Annotated in this window: 17 protein-coding genes and 1 tRNA gene; 10 read left to right on the plus strand and 8 right to left on the minus strand. The window is 70.9% G+C overall.

The features are described from left to right. Positions 1-369: 369 nt before the first annotated feature. The 3 genes from ACWD38_RS15055 (at position 370) to ACWD38_RS15065 (ending at position 4,913) form a co-directional block, all read left to right on the plus strand. The gene (locus tag ACWD38_RS15055; RefSeq protein ID WP_184484638.1) at positions 370-1,326 is read left to right on the plus strand and encodes a 4-(cytidine 5'-diphospho)-2-C-methyl-D-erythritol kinase; all 957 of its coding nucleotides are present in this window, start codon (positions 370-372) and stop codon (positions 1,324-1,326) included. A 37-nt stretch (positions 1,327-1,363) separates the two neighbouring features. Then, complete coding sequence (locus ACWD38_RS15060; protein ID WP_184476677.1) at positions 1,364-3,151, plus strand: ABC-F family ATP-binding cassette domain-containing protein; 1,788 nt, start codon at positions 1,364-1,366, stop codon at positions 3,149-3,151. 106 nt (positions 3,152-3,257) lie between these two features. Next, entirely contained in the window at positions 3,258-4,913 is a 1,656-nt protein-coding gene (locus tag ACWD38_RS15065; RefSeq protein WP_450124259.1) for a fatty acyl-AMP ligase, read from the plus strand. A 13-nt stretch (positions 4,914-4,926) separates the two neighbouring features. On the opposite strand, the gene pth is transcribed toward ACWD38_RS15065, so the two are convergent. The 3 genes from pth to ACWD38_RS15080 form a co-directional block, all read right to left on the minus strand. Beyond that, a complete protein-coding gene (gene pth, locus ACWD38_RS15070; RefSeq protein WP_450124260.1) occupies positions 4,927-5,502 on the minus strand; it encodes an aminoacyl-tRNA hydrolase in 576 nt (191 codons plus the stop codon). Between the two features lie 88 nt (positions 5,503-5,590). Beyond that, on the minus strand, positions 5,591-6,223 hold the full coding sequence (locus ACWD38_RS15075) for a 50S ribosomal protein L25/general stress protein Ctc (RefSeq protein ID WP_184476683.1): 633 nt from the start codon (positions 6,221-6,223) through the stop codon (positions 5,591-5,593). 268 nt (positions 6,224-6,491) lie between these two features. Further along, positions 6,492-6,869 carry a winged helix-turn-helix transcriptional regulator gene (locus ACWD38_RS15080; RefSeq protein WP_184476685.1) on the minus strand — a complete coding sequence of 126 codons (378 nt, stop codon included), beginning with the start codon at positions 6,867-6,869 and terminating at the stop codon, positions 6,492-6,494. A gap of 78 nt (positions 6,870-6,947) precedes the next feature. Between ACWD38_RS15080 and ACWD38_RS15085 the strand changes: the two genes are divergently transcribed. The 3 genes from ACWD38_RS15085 (at position 6,948) to ACWD38_RS15095 (ending at position 9,858) form a co-directional block, all read left to right on the plus strand. Further along, on the plus strand, positions 6,948-7,595 hold the full coding sequence (locus ACWD38_RS15085) for an NAD(P)-dependent oxidoreductase (protein WP_450124261.1): 648 nt from the start codon (positions 6,948-6,950) through the stop codon (positions 7,593-7,595). 246 nt (positions 7,596-7,841) lie between these two features. Then, positions 7,842-9,158, plus strand: coding sequence for an Nramp family divalent metal transporter (locus ACWD38_RS15090; RefSeq protein WP_184476689.1), 1,317 nt, complete (start codon positions 7,842-7,844; stop codon positions 9,156-9,158). An 85-nt stretch (positions 9,159-9,243) separates the two neighbouring features. Further along, on the plus strand, positions 9,244-9,858 hold the full coding sequence (locus tag ACWD38_RS15095; RefSeq protein ID WP_184476691.1) for a malonic semialdehyde reductase: 615 nt from the start codon (positions 9,244-9,246) through the stop codon (positions 9,856-9,858). A 303-nt stretch (positions 9,859-10,161) separates the two neighbouring features. Here the strand turns inward: ACWD38_RS15095 and ACWD38_RS15100 are convergent, their stop codons facing one another. From ACWD38_RS15100 to ACWD38_RS15115, 4 genes are all read right to left on the minus strand, one after another. Then, positions 10,162-11,133 carry a ribose-phosphate diphosphokinase gene (locus ACWD38_RS15100; RefSeq protein WP_221315679.1) on the minus strand — a complete coding sequence of 324 codons (972 nt, stop codon included), beginning with the start codon at positions 11,131-11,133 and terminating at the stop codon, positions 10,162-10,164. A gap of 37 nt (positions 11,134-11,170) precedes the next feature. After that, complete coding sequence (glmU, locus tag ACWD38_RS15105) at positions 11,171-12,598, minus strand: bifunctional UDP-N-acetylglucosamine diphosphorylase/glucosamine-1-phosphate N-acetyltransferase GlmU (protein ID WP_450124283.1); 1,428 nt, start codon at positions 12,596-12,598, stop codon at positions 11,171-11,173. A gap of 591 nt (positions 12,599-13,189) precedes the next feature. Next, on the minus strand, positions 13,190-14,851 hold the full coding sequence (locus tag ACWD38_RS15110) for a GGDEF domain-containing protein (protein WP_450124262.1): 1,662 nt from the start codon (positions 14,849-14,851) through the stop codon (positions 13,190-13,192). A 196-nt stretch (positions 14,852-15,047) separates the two neighbouring features. After that, positions 15,048-15,118, minus strand: a tRNA-Gln gene (locus ACWD38_RS15115). 315 nt (positions 15,119-15,433) lie between these two features. Between ACWD38_RS15115 and ACWD38_RS15120 the strand changes: the two genes are divergently transcribed. The 3 genes from ACWD38_RS15120 to ACWD38_RS15130 all read left to right on the plus strand — a co-directional run bounded on the left by ACWD38_RS15120 (position 15,434) and on the right by ACWD38_RS15130 (position 18,028). Next, on the plus strand, positions 15,434-16,402 hold the full coding sequence (locus ACWD38_RS15120) for an acyl-CoA desaturase (protein WP_184476694.1): 969 nt from the start codon (positions 15,434-15,436) through the stop codon (positions 16,400-16,402). A 301-nt stretch (positions 16,403-16,703) separates the two neighbouring features. Continuing rightward, on the plus strand, positions 16,704-17,300 hold the full coding sequence (locus ACWD38_RS15125; protein WP_184484644.1) for a TetR/AcrR family transcriptional regulator: 597 nt from the start codon (positions 16,704-16,706) through the stop codon (positions 17,298-17,300). A gap of 131 nt (positions 17,301-17,431) precedes the next feature. Continuing rightward, a complete protein-coding gene (locus tag ACWD38_RS15130) occupies positions 17,432-18,028 on the plus strand; it encodes a Uma2 family endonuclease (RefSeq protein WP_184476696.1) in 597 nt (198 codons plus the stop codon). A gap of 3 nt (positions 18,029-18,031) precedes the next feature. On the opposite strand, the gene ACWD38_RS15135 is transcribed toward ACWD38_RS15130, so the two are convergent. Then, complete coding sequence (locus ACWD38_RS15135; protein WP_450124263.1) at positions 18,032-19,219, minus strand: PQQ-dependent sugar dehydrogenase; 1,188 nt, start codon at positions 19,217-19,219, stop codon at positions 18,032-18,034. A gap of 282 nt (positions 19,220-19,501) precedes the next feature. On the opposite strand from ACWD38_RS15135, the gene mfd reads away from it, so the two are divergent. Then, positions 19,502-23,122 (plus strand): transcription-repair coupling factor, encoded by a 3,621-nt coding sequence (gene mfd / locus ACWD38_RS15140; RefSeq protein ID WP_184476700.1) that lies wholly within the window; start codon positions 19,502-19,504, stop codon positions 23,120-23,122. Positions 23,123-23,668 lie beyond the last annotated feature (546 nt).

Consider the following 23,668-nt stretch of genomic DNA (forward strand, 5'->3'; position numbering starts at 1 on the left):
CGAGGACAGCTTTTTCCCTCGTGGCGGAGCCACTCGGGAAAAAGATCCCGCAGCGAGAGACCGACTGAGGTTCCGCTACCCGGACACCCCAGCAACACCAGCCGTGGAAGCAATCCTGAAACCCGACCTTCCACGCACCACCGCAACCACACGCCCAAACCCGGGAAGGCTCTAAAACCCGACCCCACACGCCAAGCCGAACGCAGCTCTAAAACCCAACCCACACGCCAAGCCGAACCCCACTCCAAACTCGACCCCGCACGCCGAGCAAGGCATTGCTGAGGTGCCCCAGAGGGGGCGTGCGCTGTGAAGTCGGTGCTGGGGCGGCACCGGGCTGTTGCGGACACGTACGCTCTAGGAGTGCTCTCCGTGGTACCCACCCCCATCACCGTGCGTGTCCCGGCCAAGGTGAACCTGCATCTGTCGGTCGGCGATGCTCGCCCGGACGGCTACCACGAGCTGGTCACCGTCTTCCAGGCGTTGTCGCTCACCGATGAAGTGACGGTGCAGACCGCCGACGAACCCGGCATCGAGGTGCACGGCGAAGGCGCCGATTCGGTGCCGACCGGGCCCAGCAACCTCGCGTGGACCGCTGTCCGCCTGCTCGCCGAACATTCCGGGCGCGACCCGGAGGAACCCGGTGTGCGGCTCTCGATCCGCAAGGGCATTCCCGTGGCGGGCGGCATGGCAGGCGGCAGCGCCGACGCCGCGGCCGCACTGCTGGCGCTGAACACCTTGTGGCGCCTCGAAATCGGGCGCGACGAGCTCAGCGACATCGCCGCCAAGATCGGTAGCGATGTGCCGTTCTCCTTGCAGGGCGGCACCGCGTTGGGAACCGGGCGCGGTGAGCGGCTGGTGCCGGTGCTGGCCCGGCACACCTTCCACTGGGTGATCGCGCTGGACCGGCGCGGCCTCGAAACGCCCGGTGTCTACGGCGAACTCGACCGGCTGCGCGGGGACACCGGGCCGCACGGCGTCGGTGAGGTCGAGCCCCTCCTGGAGGCGCTGGCTTCCGGTGATCCGCGGCAGCTGGCGCTGCTGCTGGGCAACGACCTCCAGTCCGCGGCCGTGTCGCTTCGGCCGAACCTGCGCCGCACGCTGCGCGCGGGTGTCGAAGCGGGTGCCCTGGCCGGGATCGTGTCCGGTTCCGGGCCGACGTGCGCGTTCCTGTGCACCGACAACGACGCCGCGGTCCGGGTGGCCGCCGAGCTCTCCGGTGCGGGCGTCTGCCGCACCGTGCGGGTCGCGCAGGGCCCGGTGCCCGGCGCCCGGATCGTCAGCGATGAGCGCGCGGACCGGCCGACCCCGCCCCAGGTCCACGCCTGAACCACCCCTCACGTTCCTCTGGAGATCAACACCCCCGATGGCGAACCTGATCAATCTCGAATCGGTGAGCAAGAGCTACGGAGTGCGACCGCTGCTGGACGGCGTCTCGCTCGGCATCAACGAAGGCGAACGCATCGGGGTCGTCGGCCTCAACGGCGGCGGCAAGACGACGCTGCTGGAAGTCCTCTCCGGGGCGGAGGCCCCCGACTCCGGGCGGGTCAGCCACTCCCGCGACACCCGGATGGCCGTGGTCACCCAGCGCACGGAGCTGCCGCCCGAATCGACCGTGCGCAACGCGGTGCTCGATCCGCACGGATTCACCGCCGAGCACGAGTGGGCGGCCGACGCACGAGTGCGATCGGTGCTCACCGGGCTCGGCATGACGCGGCTCGGGCTCGACACGCCCGTCGCGAACTTCTCCGGCGGGGAACGCCGCCGCGTCGCGCTGGCCGCGGCCCTGGTGCGCGACCTCGACGTGCTGGTGCTGGACGAACCGACGAACCACCTCGACGTCGAAGGGGTGCGCTGGCTCGCCGACCACCTGCTGTCCCGGCGCTGCGCGTTGGTGATCGTCACGCACGACCGCTGGTTCCTGGACACCGTCTGCAACCGCACCTGGGAGGTCACCGGGGGCAAGGTCGAGCAGTACGAAGGCGGCTACGCGGACTGGATCTTCGCGCGGGCCGAGCGCAACCGGCTCGCCCAGCAGGCCGAGGACAAGCGCCAGAACCTGGCGCGCAAGGAACTCGCCTGGTTGCAGCGCGGGGCGAAGGCGCGCACGTCCAAACCGCGCTACCGGGTCGAAGCGGCCGAGGCGCTGATCGCCGACGTCCCGCCCGCGCGGGACACGGTGGAACTCGTGAGCTTCGCCAAGCGCCGGCTCGGCAAGACCGTGATCGACCTCGAAGACGTGGACCTGCGGATCGCGGACCGGACGTTGCTGGAGGGTCTGACCTGGCAGATCGGGCCCGGCGACCGGATCGGCGTCGTCGGGGTCAACGGCTCCGGGAAGACGACTCTGCTGCGGCTGTTAGCCGGTGAGCGCGAACCGGACGGCGGCACCCGCCGCGAAGGCACCACGGTGCGGCTCGCCCACCTCACGCAGGAACTGCACGACCTGCCCGGGGATTGGCGCGTGCTCGAAGCCATCGAGGACGTGGCGGAGCGCGTGCAGCTCGGCAAGTACGAGCTCACCGCCTCCCAGCTCGGCGAGCGGTTCGGCTTCGGCAAGGGCCGCCAGTGGACGCCGGTCGGCGACCTCTCCGGCGGGGAGCGCCGCCGGCTGCAACTGGCGCGGCTGCTGATGGGCGAGCCGAACGTGCTGGTGCTCGACGAGCCCACCAACGACCTCGACATCGACACGCTGCAGCAGCTCGAAGACCTGCTCGACGGCTGGCCGGGCACGCTGGTGGTCGTGTCGCACGACCGCTACCTGGTGGAGCGGGTGTGCGACAAGGTCGTCGCGCTGTTCGGCGACGGCAAGCTCAGCGACCTCGTCGGCGGCATCGAGGAGTACCTGCGGCGGCGCAGCTCGCTGCTGTCGGCCGACGACGGCGCCGTCGGCAAGCAGGCCGAGGACGTCGTGGCGGCCAAGCCGAACAAGCTCTCCGGAGCGGAGGACCGGGCCGCGCGCAAGGACCTCGCGAAGCTGGAGCGCCAGCTCGACAAGCTCGGCCAGCGCGAGGAGAAGCTGCACGTCGAGCTCGCGGAGGCGGCCACCGAGCCGAGCCGCTTGCAGAGCCTCAACGCGGATCTCCGGACCCTCCAGCAGGAGAAGGACGACGTGGAAGCGCGCTGGCTCGAACTGGCCGATCAGCTGGATTGATCCCGCGGCTCCGGGCGTTCGGGGCAAGCGCGGTGCGCCGGTTCCCGCGCCCGATTAGGCGCTGAGACGGTTCCGATGGTCCCGCGACGGACGTAATGTGCGTCACATGAGTCGGTTCGTGGACGGGATCGTGGCCTCGGCGCTCGACTGCGGCGGGGAAGGAGGCCGGGGTCTGGTCACCGGCGAACCCCGGCAGGGGCGACGCCGCACCTGGGCCCAGGTGCACGACGAGGCCCGGCGCATCGCCGCGGCGCTGCGCGACTCGGTCCGGCCCGGTGCCGCCGTCGCGGTGCTCGCCGCCGACCCGGGGCTGATCGCCCCCGCCGTGCAAGGCGGCTGGCTGGCCGGGAACAGCGTGACCATGCTGCACCAGCCGACCCCGCGCACCGACCTCGCCCGCTGGGCGCAGGACGCGGTGCGGGTGCTGGGCGTGGTCGACGCCGAGCTGGTGCTGCTGGGCTCGCCGTTCGAACCGCTCGCCGACCTGCTGCGCGCCCAAGGCATCCGGTACCGCGAACTCGTTGAGCTCGCCGCGCACCCGGAGGCGCTGGATCGGCCGGTGCCCACCGCTGAGGACGCGGCGGCGCTGCTGCAGCTGACCAGTGGTTCCACCGCCGACCCGAAGGCCGTGCGGATCACCCACGGCAACCTGCACGCGAACACGGCGGCGATGGTCACCTCCGCCCGGCTCGACCCGGTGCACGACGTCGCCGTGTCCTGGCTGCCGCTGTTCCACGACATGGGCCTCGTCGGCACCCTCGTCGTGCCGATGACGATCGGGATGGAAGCGGTGCAGGTGACGCCGACGGACTTCCTCACCGCGCCGCTGCTGTGGCCGAAGCTGATCAGCAAGTACGGCGGCACCGTGACCGCCGCCCCGAACTTCGCCTACGCCGTCACGGCGCGCCGGATGGCTCATGCCGAGGACGGCGCGTTCGACCTGTCGGGGCTGCGGTTCGCGCTCAACGGGGCGGAACCCGTCGACACCGGCGCCGTGCGGGCCTTCACCGAGGCCGGGGCCCGCTTCGGGCTCGCGGAGACGGCGATGGTGTGCGCCTACGGCATGGCGGAGGCGACGCTGGCGGTGTCGTTCGCCGCGTTGAACCGGCCGGTGCGGGTCGACACCGTCTCCGCCGACGCGCTGGAACGCCGCCGCCTCGCCGACCCCGCCGACGACGGCGAGGAAGGCGGCACCCGGTCGTTCGCGCTGCTCGGCAGGGCACTGCCGGGGATGGAGATCCAGGTCGTCGACGACGCGGGCACCGAGCTGGGGGAGCGGCAGGTCGGCAGGCTGCGGATCCGCGGCGCGGCCGTCACCCCGGGCTACCTCACGGCGGACGGGCCGGTGGCGGCCCAGGACGCGGAGGGCTGGCTCGACACCGGCGACGACGGCTACCTCATCGACGGCGAGGTCGTCATCTGCGGCAGGCGCAAAGACGTGATCATCATGGGCGGGCGCAACATCTACCCGGTGGACATCGAACGCGCGGCCGGTGAGGTCGACGGGGTCCGCGCGGGCAACGCGGCGGCCGTCCGGCTCGACGCCGGCAGTCGCCGGGAGCGGTTCGCGGTCGTCCTCGAATCGAAGACCGCGGGCACCCTCGACGACGAGAAGGCGCTGCGCGCCGCCGTGGCCTCGCAGGTCGCTCGCGCCGTGGGGGCGCGTCCTGCGGCGGTGGTCGTCGTGGCGCCGGGAGATCTCCCGAAGACCCCGTCCGGCAAGCTCAAACGAGCGGCCACCGCGGCTCTGGTACCGGACTAGGCGCCGGAAGGGGTCAGTGGAACCGGTTCTGCGCGGGCTCCAGGCCGTCGGCCGCGAGCGCTTCGACGGCATCGGCGCAGAGGTCCACGAAGTACCCGAGGTCCTTGCGCTCCGCGCCGGAGAAGTCCTTGAGCACGTAGTCGGCCGGATCCATCCGGCCGGGCGGCCGGTCCACGCCGAACCGCACCCGCAGGTATTCCTTGGTGCCCAGGGACTTGGTGATGGACCGCAGCCCGTTGTGCCCGTTCTCGCCACCGCCGCGCTTCAACCGGACGGTGCCGTAGGGCAGGTCCAGCTCGTCGTGCACCACGATCAGCGATTCGGGCGCGACCTTGTAGAACTTCGACGTCCCCGCGACGGGACCGCCGGAGAGGTTCATGAACGACCGGGGCTTGGCCAGCACCACCCGGCGAGCGCCCAACCGGCCTTCGACGACGTCGGAGCCGGCCTTGTGCGCCTTGAACTTGCCGCCGATGCGGGCCGCGAGCTCGTCGGCGACGAGGAAGCCCACGTTGTGCCGGTTGCCCTCGTAGCGCGGGCCGGGGTTGCCGAGGCCGACGATCAAGGTGGGCGCTTCAGGAGTGGTCACCAGGCTGCATCCTCGGAACGGGGGTCACGACAGGTGGAGCCGGGGTGCGGCGATGCCGCACCCCGGCCACCGGCCCGACGTCGTGGGCTCAGGACTCCGAGTCGGTCGTGCCCTCGGACTCGTCCTCGACGACGCCCGCACCCTCGGCGTCGATCTCGGACTCCATGTCCTCGGCGCTCGGGGCGTCGCTGATGTGGGCCACCAGCACCTCGGCGTCGGCGGACAGCGTGACCCCGTTGGGCAGCTTCACGTCGGAGGCGTGGATCTGGGTGCCGTCCTCGGCGCCGTCGACCGACACCTCGAACTGCTCGGGGATGTGCAGCGCCTCGGCCTCGACCTCGAGCTCGTTGAGGGTCTGGGTGACCAGGGTGCCGGAGGCGGCGTCGCCGACCAGCACGAGCGGCACGTTGACGGTGACCTTCTCGCCGCGCTTGACCAGCAGCAGGTCCACGTGCTCGATGTAGTTCTTGATCGGGTGCGCGGTGACGGTCTTGGTCAGCGCCAGCTCGTTGGCGGAGCCGGCGACCTCGAGGGTCAGCACCGCGTTCTGCCCGTTGTCGCGGACGGCGCGGGCGAACTCGATCGCGGGCAGCGACAGGTGCTTGGGGTCGGAGCCGTGACCGTAGAGCACCGCGGGGATCTTGCCGGCGCGGCGGGTGCGGCGGGCGGCGCCTTTACCGAACTCGGTGCGCGGTTCGACGGAAATACGTACCTCGGACACGGTGGTGCACTCCTCGTGACGTCGGGCGGAAATGAAACTGGTCGGCGGCCTGCGGCGGCGGGTGTGCCACTGGCGTGGGCGGCGCGTACCGGAATGGGGCGGCACCTGGTGCGAACGGCACCGGCGGCGTCCTTCGCGTCCACGAGGGCGAACACCGAGCCGCCGCGTCGATCACGCCGGGTGGAAGGAACCCGGCCTCGCCGAGGCAACCCGAACAGTTTAGAGCCTGCTTTCCCGGCGTGCGTTGCCCGGGGTGGCCCTGCGGCGGTCAGCGCTCGTCGCGGGCCGCGTCGTAGTCGGCGCGCGAGGCGACCACTTCGGCCATGTGCGCCTCGGCCCAGTCGGTGATGGCCTGGATCGGGGTGCGCAGCGAATGGCCGAGTTCGGTGAGCTCGTAGTCCACCCGCGGCGGCACTTCCGCGTGCACGGTGCGGCTGAGCAGGCCGTCGCGCTCCATCGCGCGCAGGGTCTGGGTGAGCACCTTCGGCGCGACGCCGCCGATGGCCGCGCGCAGCCGGGTGAAGCGCATCGGACCGGACGCCAGGTGCAGCACGACCAGCGACGTCCACCGGTCGCCGACGCGGTCGAGCACCGCGCGGGTGGGGCAGGCGGGGTCGTACACGTTCGGGACCAGGTCGGTAACCACGAGGTACTTATAGCACGTTGAAGTCACTGATTACCAATGGTTACCGTCAAGGTCAGGTTCTGGATCGAGGAGGTTTTCATGCGGATCGTTCTGTTCGGTGCCACGGGTTACGCGGGTGGCCGGATCTTGGCGGAGGCCCTGTCGCGCGGCCACGAGGTCGTCGGGGTCGCCCGCGACGTGAGCGGCCTCGCGGAGCGCCGCGGCCTCACGGCGCGCGCGGGTTCGATGCACGACGCGGACTTCGTGGTCGACGTGACGCGCGACGCGGACGCGGTGCTGATCGCGACGCCGGGGCGCCCGCTGGAGGGCGGCAAGAAGCTGCTCGACGCGGTGCCCGCGCTGTTCGACGCCGCGCGCAAGAACGGCTTCCGGCTCGGCGTCGTCGGCGGGGCGGGCAGCCTCCGGGTGGCCGAGGGCGGGCCGCGGGTGATCGACACCCCGGAGTTCCCGGAGGAGTTCAAGCTGGAGGCGAGCTCGCACGCGGAGGTGCTGGACGCGCTGCGCGAGGCCCCGCAGGAGGTGGACTGGTTCTACGTGAGCCCGCCCGCGGTGTTCGGCTCCTACGTGCCGGGTGAGCGCACCGGCGGCTACCGGGTCGGCGGGGACGTGCTGCTGTCGGACGCCGACGGGCGCTCGACGATCGGCGGGGACGACTACGCGCTCGCCTTCGTCGACGAGCTGGACCGGCCCGCGCACCGCCGCACCCGGTTCACGGTCGCGTACTGATCCGACTCCGCTCCGGGGGAGGCGGAGGAGCACCGCCGCCGAGGGGTGCCGGTCCGGCCATGTTGATCGCGCTCAGGCATGGTTCCACCGGACCGGTGTCACTCGCGACAGTGAGCGATCCGCGCGCCGTCGGCGGAAAGTGATCAGCCTCGCCGGACTCCACAGAACCGGGGAAAGCACAAGCCACCGTCACGGTTTGGTCGCTTGCGGATGACCGCCGCCCGACTCGGCGATAGTTTGACGCGCATGTCCGCTGATACGAGCTCTGATCCCGGCTCCGAGAGCACCGCCGCCGGCCCCCCGGAGGTCGAACCGGCCACCGGCTGGGCCCGGTTCAAGCAGGTCGGTCCGGGCATCATGGCCGCCGCCACCGGCGTCGGCGCGGGCGACTTGGTCGCGACCATGGTGGCCGGAGCCCGCTACGGCTACACGCTGTTCTGGGCGATCTTGGTCGGCACGCTCTTCAAGCTGGCGCTCGGCGAAGCGGTCGGGCGCTGGCACCTCGGCGGCGAGCGCACCATGCTCTCCGGCTGGCGTTCCCTCGGCCGGTGGGCCACCACCTACTTCGGCGTCTACATCGTGATCTGGGGCTTCGTCTACGGCGCCACCGCGATGTCGGCCTCGGCGCTGCCGCTGAACGCGCTGTTCCCGGTGCTGCCGGTCGGCGGCTGGGCCGTCGTGTGCGGGCTGCTGGGGATCGCGCTGGTCTGGTTCGGCCGCTACGCCGTGCTGGAGAAGATCATGACCGTGCTGGTGGGGGTCATGTTCGTGACCGTCGTCGGCACCGCGATCCTGGTCGGGCCGAACCTGCCCGCGCTGGGGGAGGGCCTGGTCCCGACGCTGCCGGACGGTTCGGTGGCTTACGTGCTCGGCCTGATGGGCGGCGTCGGCGGCACCATCACGATGGCCGCCTACGGCTACTGGACCTTCGCCAAGGGCTGGCGGACGCCGAAGTGGCTGCCGATCATGCGGATGGACAACGCGGTCGGCTACGTCACCACCGGGATCTTCGTGGTGGCGATGCTGGTGGTCGGTGCGGAGATCCTGCTCGGGCAGGACCTCACCGAGAGCGACAAGGGGCTGCTCAACCTCGGCGACGTGCTCGCCGCGGACTACGGCCAGTGGGCCCGGATACCGTTCCTGGTGGGCTTCTTCGCCGTCGCGTTCAGCTCGGTGATCGGCGTGTGGAACGGCGTGAGCCTGCTGTTCGCCGACTGGTGGCGGACCTGGCGGCTGCCGAAGGACGCGCCGGTGGAGACCGCGGCGGCCTACGACCACAAGGCGGGCATGCACAGCGCCCCGTACCGGATCTACCTGCTGTGGCTGACGTTCCCGCCGATGCTCCTGCTGATCTTCAGCAAGCCGTTCCAGCTGACCTTGGTCTACGGCGTGCTCGGAGCGTTGTTCATGCCGTTCCTGGCGGGCACGTTGCTGGTGCTGCTGAACTCGCGCTCGATGATGCCCGCCGCGCACCGCTCCCGGTGGCTGTCGAACACGTTGCTGACGTTGTGCCTGGTGCTGTTCGTCGGCGTGGCGGTCAACGAGCTGATCGGGCTGTTCTGAGCCGCGGATGTGATCCGGAACGGGTTCCGGAATGCTGGAAGCTTCAAATACGTTGGGCGGAGAAACCCCGAGCAAGGAAGTGATCATGACTTCGACCGACGCCACCACCGGGCTCCAGCTCTCCGCGGAAGCCCAGGACCTGCTGTTCAGGGATGCCCGCACCGCCAACACCTTCAGCTCCGAAGACGTCACCGACGAGCAGCTGCGGGCCATCCACGACCTGGTCAAGTGGGGGCCCACCTCGATGAACCAGCAGCCGCTGCGGATCGTGCTGGTGCGGTCGGACGAGGGCAAGCAGCGCCTGCTGCCGCACCTGTCCGAAGGCAACCGCGCCAAGACGGAGAGCGCGCCGCTGGTCGCGGTGCTCGCCGCCGACACCGACTTCCACGAGAACCTGCCGCGGATGTTCCCGCACGCGCCGAACGCGAAGGACATGTGGGCCGGTGACGACGGCTTCCGCGCCGACCACGCCAAGCTCAACGGCACCCTGCAGGTCGCGTACTTCATCCTCGGCGTGCGCGCCGCCGGCCTGGTGGCCGGCCCGATGACCGGGTTCGACGCGGCCGGCGTCAACGCCGAGTTCTTCCCCGGCGGGCGGGAGAAGGTGCTCGTGGTGGTCAACATCGGCAAGCCCGGCGAGGACCCCTGGTTCGACCGCCTCCCCCGCCACGACTACGACGAAATCGTCACCACCGTCTGAAGCGCGCCCAGAACGGCCTGCGCAGCAGGTCGGGTAGCGGAACCTCAGCGGCTTCCTCGCTGCGGGATCGATTTCTCATGTAGCTGCCTACACAGCGAAATCGCTGTCCTCGCGAGGAAGCCGCTGAGAACCCGCCGGTGGTCTTCTTGCTCAAGCTGGTCACTGCTCAGCGGCTCCGCCGCTGACAAGACGACGACCAATAGATCGTTCTGCACGGACCCCGCGCGCAGCGGCGAGGGCCGGTCCGCGCGCGCGGAAGGCCCGGCCCCGAGGGGGGACCGGGCCTTCCGCGGCTGATCAGGCTCAGGCGTGGCCGTCGAACAGGCTCGTGACGGAGCCGTCCTCGAACACCTGGTGGATCGCTTCCGCGACCAGCGGGGCGATCGAGAGCACGCGCAGCGTGTCGAACTGGTGCTCGTCGGAGATCGGCAGCGTGTTCGTCAGCACGACCTCCTTCGCGCCGCAGGAGGACAGCCGCTCCACCGCGGGGCCGGACAGCACGCCGTGGGTCGCCGCGATGATGACGTCCTTCGCGCCGGACTCCAGCAGCTGCTCGGTGGCCTTGGTGATCGTGCCGCCGGTGTCGATCATGTCGTCGACCAGCACGCACAGCCGACCCTCGACGTCACCGACGACGCGGTTCGCGACGACCTGGTTCGGCTTCGTGGGGTCCCTGGTCTTGTGGATGAACGCCAGCGGGGTCCCGCCGAGGTTGTCCGCCCACTTCTCCGCGACCCGGACCCGGCCGGAGTCCGGCGAGACCACGGTGATCTTCTCGTCGACGTAGGTCTGGCGGATGTAGTCCGACAGCACCGTCTGCGCGAGCAGGTGGTCGACCGGTCCGTCGAAGAAGCCCTGGATCTGGTCGGTGTGCAGGTCCACCGTCATGATCCGGTCGGCGCCCGCGGTCTTGAACAGGTCCGCCATCAGCCGTGCCGAGATCGGCTCGCGGCCCTTGTGCTTCTTGTCCTGCCGGGCGTAGCCGTAGAACGGCATGACCACGGTGATGCGCTTCGCGCTGGCGCGCTTGAGCGCGTCCACCATGATCAGCTGTTCCATGATGGCGTCGTTGAGCGGCGTGCAGTGCGACTGGATCACGAAGGCGTCGCAGCCGCGGACCGACTCGTCGTAGCGGACGAAGATCTCGCCGTTCGCGAACTTGTATGCCGCCTGGGGCGTGACCGTCACGTCAAGTTGCTTGGCCACCTCCTCGGCAAGTTCCGGGTGGCTGCTCCCGGAGAAGAGCTTGAGGCTCTTCTTCGGGGTTGCAGACATGGCACTCACGGTCATCGTCCCTCCCCGTTGACCCCCGTCATCGGGTGTCACTCATCGGATTGGTGGTCAGGTCAGATCCGGACCGCTCCTGCGCCTGCTGAGCGGCCTGGTCGGCGGCGGTGTCCGGGCGGCGTCGAGCCACCCAGCCTTCGATGTTGCGCTGCCTCCCGCGGGCGACCGCCATGGCGCCCGGGGGGACATCTTGGGTGATGACCGAACCGGCGGCGGTGTAAGCGCCGTCCCCGACCTCGACGGGCGCGACGAACATGTTGTCCGCCCCCGTCCGAGCGTGGGAACCGATCACGGTGCGGTGCTTGGCGACGCCGTCGTAGTTCACGAAGACGCTCGCCGCGCCGATGTTGCTGCCTTCACCGATCTCGGCGTCCCCGACGTAGGTCAGGTGCGGCACCTTGCTGCCGGTGCCGATCTCGGAGTTCTTGACCTCGACGAAGGTGCCGATCTTGCCCTTCTCGCCGAGCCGGGCGCCGGGGCGCAGGTAGGCGAACGGGCCGACGGAGGCTCCGGGCCCCACTTCCGCGCCTTCGCCGTGCGTGCGCACGACGGAGGCGCCGGGGTGCACGGTGCAGCCGGTGAGCGTGGTGTCGGGGCCGATCAGCGAGCCTTCGCCGACGGTCGTCCCGCCGCGCAGCTGCACACCGGGCTCCAGCGTCACGTCGCGGCTCAGGGCCACGTCGCAGTCCAGCCACACCGACGCCGGATCGGTGACGGTGACGCCTTCGCGCATCCAGCCGAGCACCAGCCTGCGGTTGAGCTCCGCGCCGAGCCGGGCCAGCTGCACCCGGTCGTTGACGCCCTCGACGAGCCAGGTGTCCGCGCACACCAGCGCGCCCACGGAGTGGCCGTCGGAGCGGGCGATGGAGAGCACGTCGGTCAGGTACAGCTCGCCCTGCGCGTTGTCGGTGGAGAGCCGGTCGAGCGCGTCGGAGAGCACGGTCGCGTCGAACGCGTAGACGCCGGAGTTGATCTCGCCGATGGCGGCCTGCGCCGCGGTGGCGTCCTTCTGCTCGACGATGCCGGTGACCTGGCCGGCGTCGTCGCGGACCAGCCGTCCGTAGCCGGTGGGGTCGTCGACCACCGCGGACAGCACGGTCACGGCGTTGCGGCGTTCGTGGTGCTCGGCGAGCAGCGCGGTGAGCGTGGCGGTGTCCAGCAGCGGTACGTCGCCGTAGCTGACCAGCACGGTGCCGTGGCGCTGGTCCGCCAGCGCGGTCAGCCCGCAGGCCACCGCGTGCCCGGTGCCGAGCTGCTGGTCCTGCACGACGGTGTGGACCTTGCGGTCGAGGTCGTCGGCGACCCGCGCGAGGTGCTCGCCGACGGCGTCCCGGCCGTGGCCGATCACGACGACCAGATCATCCGGCCCGGTGCCCGCCGCGGCCCGCACCGCGTGCTCGACCAGCGGCCGGCCGGCGATGGGGTGCAGCACCTTCGGCGTGGCCGAGCGCATCCGAGTGCCCTCGCCCGCGGCGAGCACGATCGTGCTGACCGCGGAGCCGAGTGCGGAGTGGGAATCGGAGGAAGCCGCGCCGGACGTGCTGCGGGGGGCGGGCCGGGCGTTCTCGCCCTGAGGCATCAACGCACTCCCTTGGGTCTCAAGCGGGTTCGACGCCGACACGCCGGAGTCGCCCTGGTCGGTGCGGTCACGGTGAGCATTCTCGTCGTGAACCGGCTGCTGGTGGCGTCCAAGCGGGTGAAGGGTAACCGGGGCGTTCCGTTCTCGCGCCGGTGGCCCTTGCCGCTTGTCCGGCGGAAGCCGATGCTACCCGTCCGGTCCACCGGCCTCCGGCTGCCACAGCCTTCCCGAGCTGCGGCTTTGTGATCAAGCGCCGTGAAACGTGGCGGGTTGTCGCCAGCCCGGCGGCGCGGTTTCCCCGGCCCGGCGGCGCCTCCCCGGCTCGGCGATACGACGCTCACGCAGAGTGCGCGCGCAAGCATCTCGTAGGCCGATCCGGGTGAATCGACCATTTCGCCTGACCGGGTTCGCGTGCCGTGTAACGAGGCTCACCGGGGAGCCGCGGCAGCGTTCGCGTCGAACCGATCAGCGCGGTTGCGGGGGGATCCAGGACTCCTGGTCGTCGGGATCACCGGAGCCCGAGTCGACCGCGAACGTCGCCACCTGGTTCCCGCCGCCGCGTTTCGCCTGGTACATCGCCGCGTCCGCGCGGGCCTGCACCTGCGCGCCGGACTCCTGCGGTCGCCGCGCGACCACGCCGATCGACAACGTCACCCCGCGCGAGAGCGCCTTGGGCAGCCGCGCGATCGCCTCCACGGTGCGCTGCAACGCCGACTCCGCCGCGTTCAAGGTCACACCCGGCAGCAGCACCACGAACTCGTCGCCGCCGTAGCGGGCCACGAAGTCGTCGACCCGCAGCGTGTCCCGCAGCGTGCTCGCCACGACCCGCAGCACGTCGTCGCCCTCGGCGTGCGAGCAGCGGTCGTTGACCTCCTTGAACCCGTCCAGGTCCACCAGGGCCACCGACAGCGGCTGGGACTCGGGCGTGTCCAGCAGCGAGTCCAGCCGCTCGTCGAGCGCCCGCCGGTTCGACAGCCCGGTCAGCGGGTCCTGCAGCGCCTGCTGGGTGATCGCGTCGTGGCGCAGGTTCAGCCGGGAGTTCTCCAGCCGGGTGCTCAGCGTCAGGTAGCGGCCTTCCCGCATGGCCCACAGCTCGTTCTCCAGGTCCAGCACGTAGTCGTGCACCGCGTCGCTGGTCGGCCGGTCCTGGTCCATCTCGGTGAGCTGCGCGTACTCGCGGGCGAGCGAGATCCGCAGCGTCGGATCGGCCGCGTCGCCGGTGACCTTGGAGCGGGTGTCCGAGAGCATCCGCACCGCCTCGGTCCGCTGCCCGGCGTTGACCAGGCAGCGGGCCAGCGCGATCGCCACGATGATCTTCTCGCGCGGGTGGATGGCGCGGTCCAGCGACCGCAGCCGCCGCAGCCGCTCGATGTGCTCCGAGCTCGGCTGGGCCAACGCGTGCGCCGCGCCGAGCACCGGGATCTGGTCGGCCGCGGAGCGGTCGGCGAGCCGCGGGAACAGCGACTCCCGCCACGGCACCTCCACGCCGAGCGCCAGCCCGGAGGCGGTGGCGAACCGCTCGCCCGCGGCGTCCTGCTGCCCGATGCGCTCCAGCCGCAGGCCCCAGCCCAGGAACATCCGGCAGCGGTTCATCATGTGCAGCGCGATCTCGTGCGGTCCGCCGCTCTCCCGAATGCGGTGCAGCGCGCGGGCCATCACCTCGTCGGCGGTCTCGTACACGCCGAGCTGCGTGAGCACCGACCCCAGGTCGATCAGCGCCGTCGCCAGCAGCCGGTCCCAGGAGCGCCTGCCCAGCGCGGTGTCCGGGACGGGCTCGTCCTCCAGCATCGCGAGGCCGCTGGCCACCTCGGTGATCGCGTTGTCCTCGCTGCCGGTGAGCAGCGCGCGCCTGCCGCGCAGCGCGTAGGCGTCGGCCTCCAGCACGGTGAGCCCGTGCCGCCTGCTGTGCGTGAGGAGTTCGTCGAGCAGCGGTTCCGCGCCGTGCGCGAGCCCGGAGGTGGACAGCCGCATCGCGGCGCAGTGCCGCAGCAGCTGGGCGACGATGCGCGGCTCACCGCGCCGCTGCGCCTCGGCGAGCAGTCCGTCGGCTTCCCGGATGGTGCTGCGCTGGCCCAGGGCGTCGCTGTTCTGGCCGACGGCGTTGAGTTCGCGAGCGCGACCTACCAACCACGCGTCGCTGACCTCGCTCAGCGCGGTTGCCGCGTCGTCGCGTACGTCCGTCGTGTCCTCGCGCAGCGGCGCACACCCCCTGCTGGCATCCAGGCCCGGCCGGGGCCGGGAGGTCGGCGATCGACCACGGTTCCCACCGGGCATCCCGGTGACCACGAGCTCGTCGTACCAGGTTCGCCCGCGGGGACCGTTGCTCCGCCGCCAGGACTCGAACCTGGACCATCAGAACCAAAATCTGAGGTGCTGCCTTTACACCACGGCGGATCGGGCGATGTGGTCCGCGGACCCGGCGCCAGAGCTTACCGCCACGCCGGTCGACCGTGTCCGCCCAGTCGACATCGTGGCATGCCCGTCCAGCGTGATCGTTCCCACGGGTGCACGAACGATCAGCGCCGCCCGACCCGGACACGCCCGACAGGTAGCGACACGCCGTAATTCCGTCGCCGGGGGGTGACGATTGCGCATCCACCAACTTACGCTTGCGTAGGTTACGGTCCCGTAGGATCTGCGGGGTCGACGCCGGATTCCCCCGGCTCTGCCGACCGTTTTCCACCACCCGACCCAGTTGAGGTAGTGAGTATGACCGCAGCGACCGACGTTGCTCCCGAAGCTTCCGGAGCCGAGTCCGCCGGACCGAAACCCCTGACGGCGGGCGACCGTCCCAGGCTCGCCCAGTTCCTCGTCTACGTATTCGTCCTGGTCCCGTGCGTCGCGCTGGTCGCGGCCGTCCCGTTCGCCTGGGGCTGGGGTCTGGGATGGGTGGACGTCGGCTTGGCGGCGTTCTTCTACGTGTTCAGCGGGCTCGGCGTGACCGTCGGGTTCCACCGGCTGTTCACGCACGGCTCGTTCAAGTCCAACTGGCCGGTCCGCGCCACCCTCGCCATCGCGGGCATGACCTCGCTGCAGGGGCCGGTGATCACCTGGGTGGCCGACCACCGTCGCCACCACGCCTACTCGGACCGCGAGGGCGACCCGCACTCGCCGTGGCGCTTCGGCAGCACGCCGGGAGCGCTGGCCAAGGGCTTCTGGCACGCGCACATGGGCTGGCTGTTCGACCGCAGCATGACCAACGAGGAACGGTTCGCGCCGGACCTGCACAAGGAAGAGCGGCTGGTCCGCCTGAACAAGCTGTTCCCGTTGTGGACCTTGCTCAGCCTGGTGCTGCCCGCAGTGCTCGGCGGCCTGCTGACCTGGTCCTGGTGGGGTGCGCTGACCGGTTTCTTCTGGGCCGGGCTGGTGCGCGCGTCGCTGCTGCACCACATCACGTGGTCGGTGAACTCGATCTGCCACATGATCGGTGAGCGCCCGTTCAAGAGCCGCGACAAGGCGTCGAACTTCTGGCCGCTGGCGATCGTGTCGTTCGGCGAGTCCTGGCACAACTCCCACCACGCCGACCCGACCTGCGCCCGGCACGGGGTGCTGCGCGGGCAGCTGGACATCTCGGCGCGGGTGATCTGGTTCTTCGAGAAGGTCGGCTGGGCCTGGAAGGTCCGCTGGCCGAACGACAAGCGGCTGGCCCGGATCGCGGTGACCGACTACAAGGGCTGACGCCCTCGGCTCTGGCTCGGAACGGGGCGGGTGGCGAGACTCCGGGGTCCTTCGCGCGTGATCGCGTGGAGGGCCCCGGATTTCCGCGCCCACGCCGGTGGGAGCGGCGATCCACGCTCGCCGGCCCCGTCAGGACCGAGCCGTTGCACTGGTGAATCCCCCACGATGTGTGCGGCGATCCGGGGAGGTTCGGACTGCTCCCGGCCCGCACGGATAGGGTGAACTCGTGGCGGGACGGCGCAGGCGCAGCTCCCCGGACTCGGAGGCGAGGCGCAGCTCGGCGCGCACGACCCGGGTCCGGATGACCGGTGAGGAACGACGGCAGCAGCTGCTCGACGTGGCCAGGGCGCTGTTCGCCGAGAAGGGCTTCGAAGCCGCCTCCATCGAGGAGATCGCGCATCGGGCGGGCGTGTCCAAGCCGGTCGTCTACGAGCACTTCGGCGGCAAGGAGGGCATCTACGCGGTCGTCGTCGATCGCGAGATGCGCGCGCTGCTGGACTCGATGGTCTCGGCGCTGTCCGCCGGGCACCCCCGGGCGCTGCTGGAGCAGGCCGCCGGGGCGTTGCTGGAGTACATCGACACGTCCACCGACGGATTCCGCATCCTCGTGCGCGACTCGCCGGTGGCCAGCACGACGGGCACGTTCTCGTCGCTGCTCAACGACATCGCCAGCCAGGTCGAGCACATCCTCGGGCTGCAGTTCAGCGCGAAGGGCTACGACGCGAAGCTGGCCCCGCTCTACAGCCAGGCGCTGGTGGGCATGGTGGCGCTGGTCGGCCAGTGGTGGCTGGAGGCGCGCAAGCCGAAGAAGGACGAGGTCGCCGCGCACCTGGTCAACATCGCCTGGAACGGCCTCTCCCACCTGGAGCACAAGCCGAAGCTCGGCAGCTGGCGCTGATCGGTGTCGGCCCAGGCGGGCCGGTGGTTCGAGCGGGCGCGTTGATCCGTTAACCGTCGAGCGAATGCGTAATATCAAGCGCAGGGCCGCGCCGACATGGGGTGATCACAGTGTGCAACAATGATGACACTATGAGTAGTGCACTCGCGTACGCTAGCGGCCCGCCCTTCACGCTGGCCGACTGGGAGTCGCTCGAACACGACCCGGACGGCAACCGGGTGGAGTTGATTGGCGGACATTTCCAGGTGACTCCCGCGCCCAGCTATGTCCATCAGGGCCTGAACGACGAACTGCGGCTCGTGTTGCGCCAAGCGTTGCGCGCGGAAGGGCGATCGGACCTCTTCGCGGTAAGCGGGATCGGGGTCAGCCTGTTCGAGGGTATGGGATTCATCCCGGACATCAGCGTCCTTCAGGCGCAGCGGGACGGAACGGTCAAGGTCGAGGCAGCGGAAGTGCTGCTCGCCGTGGAGATCGTCTCCCCGCGCACGCGGAAGGACGATCGCATGATCAAACCGGACGCCTACGCGCAAGCGGGTGTCCCGTTCTACTGGCGGGTCGAACCGATCCCCGGCGATCCGCCGACGATCTTGTGCTTTGAACTGACCAACGGGGTCTACGTCAAGTCGTGCGTCGTTGAGTCCGGTGTTCCTGCCACGGTCAAGGCCGCGCCCGTTCCTGTGGACCTCGATGTGGATGTTCTGTACGACTTGGTCTTCGGCGGGGCGTGAGGCTCAGGCCGAGGTGATGCGCAGGATGCGGTCGTCGGTGCCGTTGGACGTGGTGACGTAGAGGGCGCCGTCGGGGCCTTGGCGGGCGGCGCGCAGTCGTCCGTGCAGGCCGTCGAGCTCCGGTGGCACCAGCACTTCCCGCACGGTCCCGTCCGGGCCGAGGCCGAACAGCAGCAGCTTCGAGCCCTTCAGCGCGGTGACCGCGAGCATCCCGTCGAACCGGTCCCACCGCGGCCCGGTGAGGAACGTCGCCGCGCACACCGCCTCCGTCGAGCGCCCCGAGGACCACACCGCGGGCACCGCGTCCGGGAACCGCCGCAGGTCCGTCATGGGCACCGACTCGTCGTAGGTGTCCGAGCGGCCGCCGCGCGACGGGTCCCAGCCGTGGTTCCCGCCCGCCCGCAGCAGGTTGATCTCGTCGTCGGAGTCCGGTCCGTGCTCGGCGACGAACACCTGCCCGCCGGGGCGCGGGGCGATGCCCTGCGGGTTGCGGTGCCCGTAGCTGAACAGCAACCGCTCGGCGGGGTTCGGCGCATCGAGGAACGGGTTTCCGGGCGCGGGCTCGCCGGTGCGGGGGTCCATCCGCAGGACCTTGCCGCCGAGTCCGGCGCGGTCCTGCGCGGCTCGCGGATCAGCCGCATCACCCGTGGTGACCAGCAGCGATCCGTCCTCCGCCAAGGTCGGGCGGCAGCCGGAGTGCCTGCCGTTCGCGTTCACCGGAAGGCCCGTCAGCAGCGGAGGGCCGACGCGTTCGGCGCTGCCGCCGTCGTCGGCGAGGCGCCAGGTCACCAGCCGCACGTCCACGGCACGCCCGTCCTCCTGATGAGTCTGGCAGGTGACGAACCGCCTGCTGTCGGCGAAGTCCGGGTGCACCACCAGGCCCAGCAGGCCGCCTTCGCCTTCGGCGAGCACGTCGTCGAGGTCCGCGCGCACCGGGCGCAGCTGCGCGCCGGGGCTGGTGTCGGCGAGCAGCGCCAGCCTGCCGGGGCGCTGCGCGATCAGCGCCGTGCCGTCCGGGAGGAAACCCACGTCCCACGGGTGTTCGAGACCGCGGCCCAGGACCTCCACCCGCAACGTCGACGGGACCGGATCGGGCGCCCGGGTGCTCGGCGGGGGAGGCGCGCCGCCCGGTGCGCCGCACGCCGCGAGCAGGGTGACCAGGGCGAGGGCGGCGACTCGGCAAGCGCGCATCACCACAGTGTGGCACCGGCCGGGCACCGCACGTGGTCATCTCGGCGCGGCGGGTGCGGGGCGGCCGGACGGTGTCGGTGCGGAGTCGTAGGCTGGACGACGACTCCCGTCACCCGGCATCGCGTGGTCCGCCTGGGAAGAGCCGGTCCCGGCTCGGTCGCGAGCGGTCGCCCGGCAGGCCGGTCCCGCCGCGAGCCGGACACGCCCGCGGACTCGTCAGCGGTCGTCCCGGGGACGGGTCCGTGCGCGTTCGGCGATGTTTTCTCGGTGCGAGGGATTGCGATGACCCAGGCTGGTCCTGCCACGGCGACGGATGCGGCTCCGGCCGCGTTGCACGGGCTGCTCGACGCGGTGCTGCGGGAGGAGACCTTCCGCCGCGTGGTGTCGTCGGCGGGCCGCCCGCACCTGGAGCTGGAAGGCCCGGTCGCGGCTCGCCCGCTCGCGACGGCCGCGCTGGCCGCGGACTCCGGGGCGGCGGCGCCGGTGCTGCTGGTGACCGCCACCGGCCGCGAGGCCGAGGAGACCGCGGCGGCGCTGGAGGACCTCATCGGCCCGGACGGCGTGGCGGTGTTCCCGTCCTGGGAGACGCTGCCGCACGAGCGGCTGTCCCCGCGTGCGGACACCGTCGGGCGCAGGCTCGCGGTGCTGCGCAGGCTCGCCCACCCGGAGGAGCACGCCGAAGGCCCGGTCCGGGTGCTCGTGACGACGGTGCGCAGCCTGATCCAGCCGATCGCGCCGGGCCTGGGGGAGCTGGCCCCGGTGCGGCTCGCGCTGGGCGACGAACACGACTTCGAGCAGCTGGTGGAACGGCTCGCCGGCCTCGCCTACAGCCGCGTCGACATGGTGGAGAAGCGCGGTGAGTTCGCGGTGCGCGGCGGCATCGTCGACGTGTTCCCGCCGACGGTGGAACACCCGCTGCGCGTGGAGTTCTGGGGCGACGAGGTCACCGAGATCCGCCCGTTCTCCGTCGCCGACCAGCGGTCCTTGCCGGACGCCCCGGACGCGCTGCTCTACGCCCCCGCCTGCCGGGAACTGCTGATCACGCCCGAGGTCGCGGAACGCGCGGAGGAACTGGCGCGCCTGCACACGGCCGACGCGCAGCTCGCCGAGATGCTCGGCAAGATCGCCGGCGGCGCCGCCGTGGAGGGCATGGAGGCGCTGATCCCGGCGCTGTGCGAAGGCGAGATGCGGTTGCTCACCGAACTCGTCCCGGACGGCACGCACGTGCTGCTGTCGGATCCGGAGAAGGTGCGGGCGCGGGCCGCGGACCTGGTGCGCACCGGCCAGGAGTTCCTGGAGGCGTCCTGGATGGTCGCCGCCGACGGCGGCAAGGCGCCCATCGACCTGGGGGCCTCGGCGTACCGCGGGCTCGCGGAGGTCGCCGAGCGCACCAGGGAGATTGGCCTGCCCTGGTGGACGTTGACCCAGCTCAGCAGCGACAGCGCGGACGACGGCGTGGTGCATCTGGGCCTCAAGCAGGTCGAGGCGTACCGCGGTGAGGTGGAACGCGCGTTCGCCGACCTGCGCGCGCACACAGCTTCCGGCGGCGCCGCCGTGCTGGTGGTTCCGGGGCAGGGAACCGCGCAGCGGGCGGTCCAGCAGTTCCGGGAAGGCGACCTGCCGGTGCGCCACGCGGCCGAGGGGATCGCGGGCGAGCCGGAGACCGGCGTGATCACCGTGGTGCGCGGCGACCTGGAGGACGGGTTCGCCGCACCGGGGGTGGGTCTGGTGGTGCTCACCGAGACCGACCTGACCGGCGGTCGCGGCGGCACGTCCACCAAGGACATGCGCCGGATGCCGTCGCGGCGGCGCAACGCGGTGGATCCGCTGGCGCTGAAGGCCGGTGACTTCGTGGTGCACGAGCAGCACGGCATCGGCAAGTACGTGGAGATGGTGCAGCGCACCGTCGGTGGCGCGACCCGCGAGTACCTGGTGCTGGAGTACGCCTCCAGCAAGCGCGGCCAGCCCGGCGACCGGCTGTTCGTGCCGACCGATCAGCTCGACGAGGTGTCCCGCTACGTCGGCGGCGAGCTGCCGACGCTGAACAAGCTCGGCGGCTCCGACTGGAAGAACACCAAGGCCAAGGCTCGCAAGGCGGTCAAGGAGATCGCCGCCGAACTGGTGCAGCTCTACGCCGCGCGCCAGTCCGCCCCCGGTCATGCGTTCGGCCCGGACACCCCGTGGCAGCGGGAGTTGGAGGACGCCTTCCCGTACACCGAGACCGGTGATCAGATGGCGGCGATCGACGAGGCCAAGTCGGACATGCAGCGGCCCGTCCCGATGGACCGGGTGATCTGCGGCGACGTGGGCTACGGCAAGACGGAGATCGCGGTGCGCGCCGCGTTCAAGGCCGTGCAGGACGGCAAGCAGGTCGCGGTCCTGGTGCCGACGACGCTGCTGGCGCAGCAGCACCTGAACACCTTCGCCGACCGGATGCGCTCCTTCCCGGTGACGATCAAGGGCCTGTCCCGGTTCACCGATCCGCGGGAGTCGGAGCAGACGGTGCAGGGCCTCGCCGACGGTTCGGTCGACATCGTGATCGGCACGCACCGGTTGTTGCAGACGGGCGTGCGCTACAAGGACCTGGGTCTGGTCATCGTCGACGAGGAGCAGCGCTTCGGCGTCGAGCACAAGGAGCACATCAAGGCGCTGCGCACCCACGTGGACGTGCTGACGATGTCGGCGACGCCCATCCCGCGGACGCTGGAGATGAGCATGGCGGGCATCCGCGAGATGTCCACGATCCTCACCCCGCCGGAGGAGCGACACCCGGTGCTGACCTACGTCGGCGCCTACGACGAGAAGCAGGTCGGCGCCGCGATCCGCCGCGAGCTGCTGCGCGACGGCCAGGTGTTCTTCGTGCACAACCGGGTCTCGACGATCGAGAAGGCCGCCCGGTCGCTGCGCGAGCTGGTGCCGGAGGCGCGGATCGTCACCGCGCACGGCCAGATGAACGAGGAACGGCTGGAGAAGATCATCCAGGGGTTCTGGGAGCGCGAGCACGACGTGCTGGTGTGCACCACGATCGTCGAGACCGGGCTGGACATCTCGAACGCGAACACGCTGATCGTGGAGCGTTCGGACATGCTCGGGCTCTCCCAGCTGCACCAGCTGCGCGGTCGCGTCGGCCGCGCTCGCGAGCGCGGCTACGCGTACTTCCTGTACCCGGGCGAGAAGCCGCTCACCGACACCGCGCACGACCGGCTCGCGACGATCGCGCAGAACTCGGAGCTGGGCGCGGGCATGGCCGTGGCGATGAAGGACCTGGAGATCCGCGGCGCGGGCAACATCCTCGGCGCCGAGCAGTCCGGGCACATCGCGGGCGTCGGGTTCGACCTGTACGTGCGGCTGGTCGGGGAGGCCGTCGAGGCGTTCAAACAGCACGCGGGCGCGGAAACCGGTGACTTGGAACGGGAATTGGCCGAGGTGCGGGTGGACCTGCCCGTGGACGCGCACATCCCGCACGACTACGTGCCGGGCGAGCGGCTGCGGCTGGAGGCGTACCGCAAGATCGCCGCCGCCGCCGATCAGGAGGCGCTGGACGCGGTGCGCGCCGAACTGGAAGACCGCTACGGCCCGCTGCCGGAGCCGGTGCAGCGCTTGCTCAAGGTCGCCACGTTCCGGCAGGTGTGCCGCGAGCACGGCGTCACCGAGGTGACCTTGCAGGGCTCCTCGCTGCGCATCGCACCGGTGGAGCTGGCCGATTCCCAGCAGATGCGGCTCAAGCGCCTGTACCCGAAGGCCGTCTACAAGGCCACGGTCCGCACGATCTCGGTGCCGCGCCCCACGGAAGGAGCCGCCGGTGGCCGCATCGGAGCTCCCGCACTGCGGGACGAGGCGTTGCTCGACTGGTGCGCCGACCTCCTCGCAGCCCTAGCAGGCCGCCCAGCCCTGACCGTCTGACCAACCCCCGCACCTCAACAAGCGGCGGACGAAGCCACGCCTGCCTCGCGGCCGAAGGCCGTGCTCTTGCGGCGAAGCCGTGCAGTGGGCGGGCGAAGCACGCCTGCTCTGCGGCCGAAGGCCGTGCTTCGCGGCGAAGCCGTGCAGTGGACGAGCGAAGCGAAGTCCGCCTTGCGGCCGAAGGCCGTGCCTGTAATCGCGCAGCGATTCGCCCACGTCGAAAAGCCGACCACCCGCGGGTTCTCGGCGTTCTTCTCGCGAGGACGGCTTTTTCCCTCGTGGCGGAGCCACTCGGGAAAAAGATCCCGCAGCGAGAAGAACGCTGAGGTTCCGCCACCCGACCACACGCCCAAACCGACCGGGCGGGCCTGGCAAACCCCCGACCAACGGCGCATGATCGACCTGCGTTAAGACGGGGCCGATCGGTGGTCATCCTCCGCCACGAGGCAACCAACGCGCCCGTGACGCGTCTGCATTCGTGGGTGGACTCGCCGGTTCGACGTGCCGCCTGGTTCTGCCGGTAGGGGAAAGGACGAGGTGTGGATC

The organism is Saccharopolyspora sp. NPDC002578 (assembly GCF_053592695.1).

Excerpts from the sequence above, each read along its gene's own strand:
- ACWD38_RS15060 (WP_184476677.1), top strand. The coding sequence starts at position 1,364 with ATGGCGAACCTGATCAATCTCGAATCGGTGAGCAAGAGCTACGGAGTG.
- ACWD38_RS15065 (WP_450124259.1), top strand. The coding sequence starts at position 3,258 with ATGAGTCGGTTCGTGGACGGGATCGTGGCCTCGGCGCTCGACTGCGGC.
- ACWD38_RS15085 (WP_450124261.1), top strand. The coding sequence starts at position 6,948 with ATGCGGATCGTTCTGTTCGGTGCCACGGGTTACGCGGGTGGCCGGATC.
- ACWD38_RS15090 (WP_184476689.1), top strand. The coding sequence starts at position 7,842 with ATGTCCGCTGATACGAGCTCTGATCCCGGCTCCGAGAGCACCGCCGCC.
- ACWD38_RS15095 (WP_184476691.1), top strand. The coding sequence starts at position 9,244 with ATGACTTCGACCGACGCCACCACCGGGCTCCAGCTCTCCGCGGAAGCC.
- ACWD38_RS15100 (WP_221315679.1), bottom strand. The coding sequence starts at position 11,133 with ATGTCTGCAACCCCGAAGAAGAGCCTCAAGCTCTTCTCCGGGAGCAGC.
- glmU (WP_450124283.1), bottom strand. The coding sequence starts at position 12,598 with ATGCGCTCGGCCACGCCGAAGGTGCTGCACCCCATCGCCGGCCGGCCG.
- ACWD38_RS15120 (WP_184476694.1), top strand. The coding sequence starts at position 15,434 with ATGACCGCAGCGACCGACGTTGCTCCCGAAGCTTCCGGAGCCGAGTCC.
- ACWD38_RS15125 (WP_184484644.1), top strand. The coding sequence starts at position 16,704 with ATGACCGGTGAGGAACGACGGCAGCAGCTGCTCGACGTGGCCAGGGCG.
- ACWD38_RS15130 (WP_184476696.1), top strand. The coding sequence starts at position 17,432 with ATGAGTAGTGCACTCGCGTACGCTAGCGGCCCGCCCTTCACGCTGGCC.
- ACWD38_RS15135 (WP_450124263.1), bottom strand. The coding sequence starts at position 19,219 with ATGCGCGCTTGCCGAGTCGCCGCCCTCGCCCTGGTCACCCTGCTCGCG.
- mfd (WP_184476700.1), top strand. The coding sequence starts at position 19,502 with ATGACCCAGGCTGGTCCTGCCACGGCGACGGATGCGGCTCCGGCCGCG.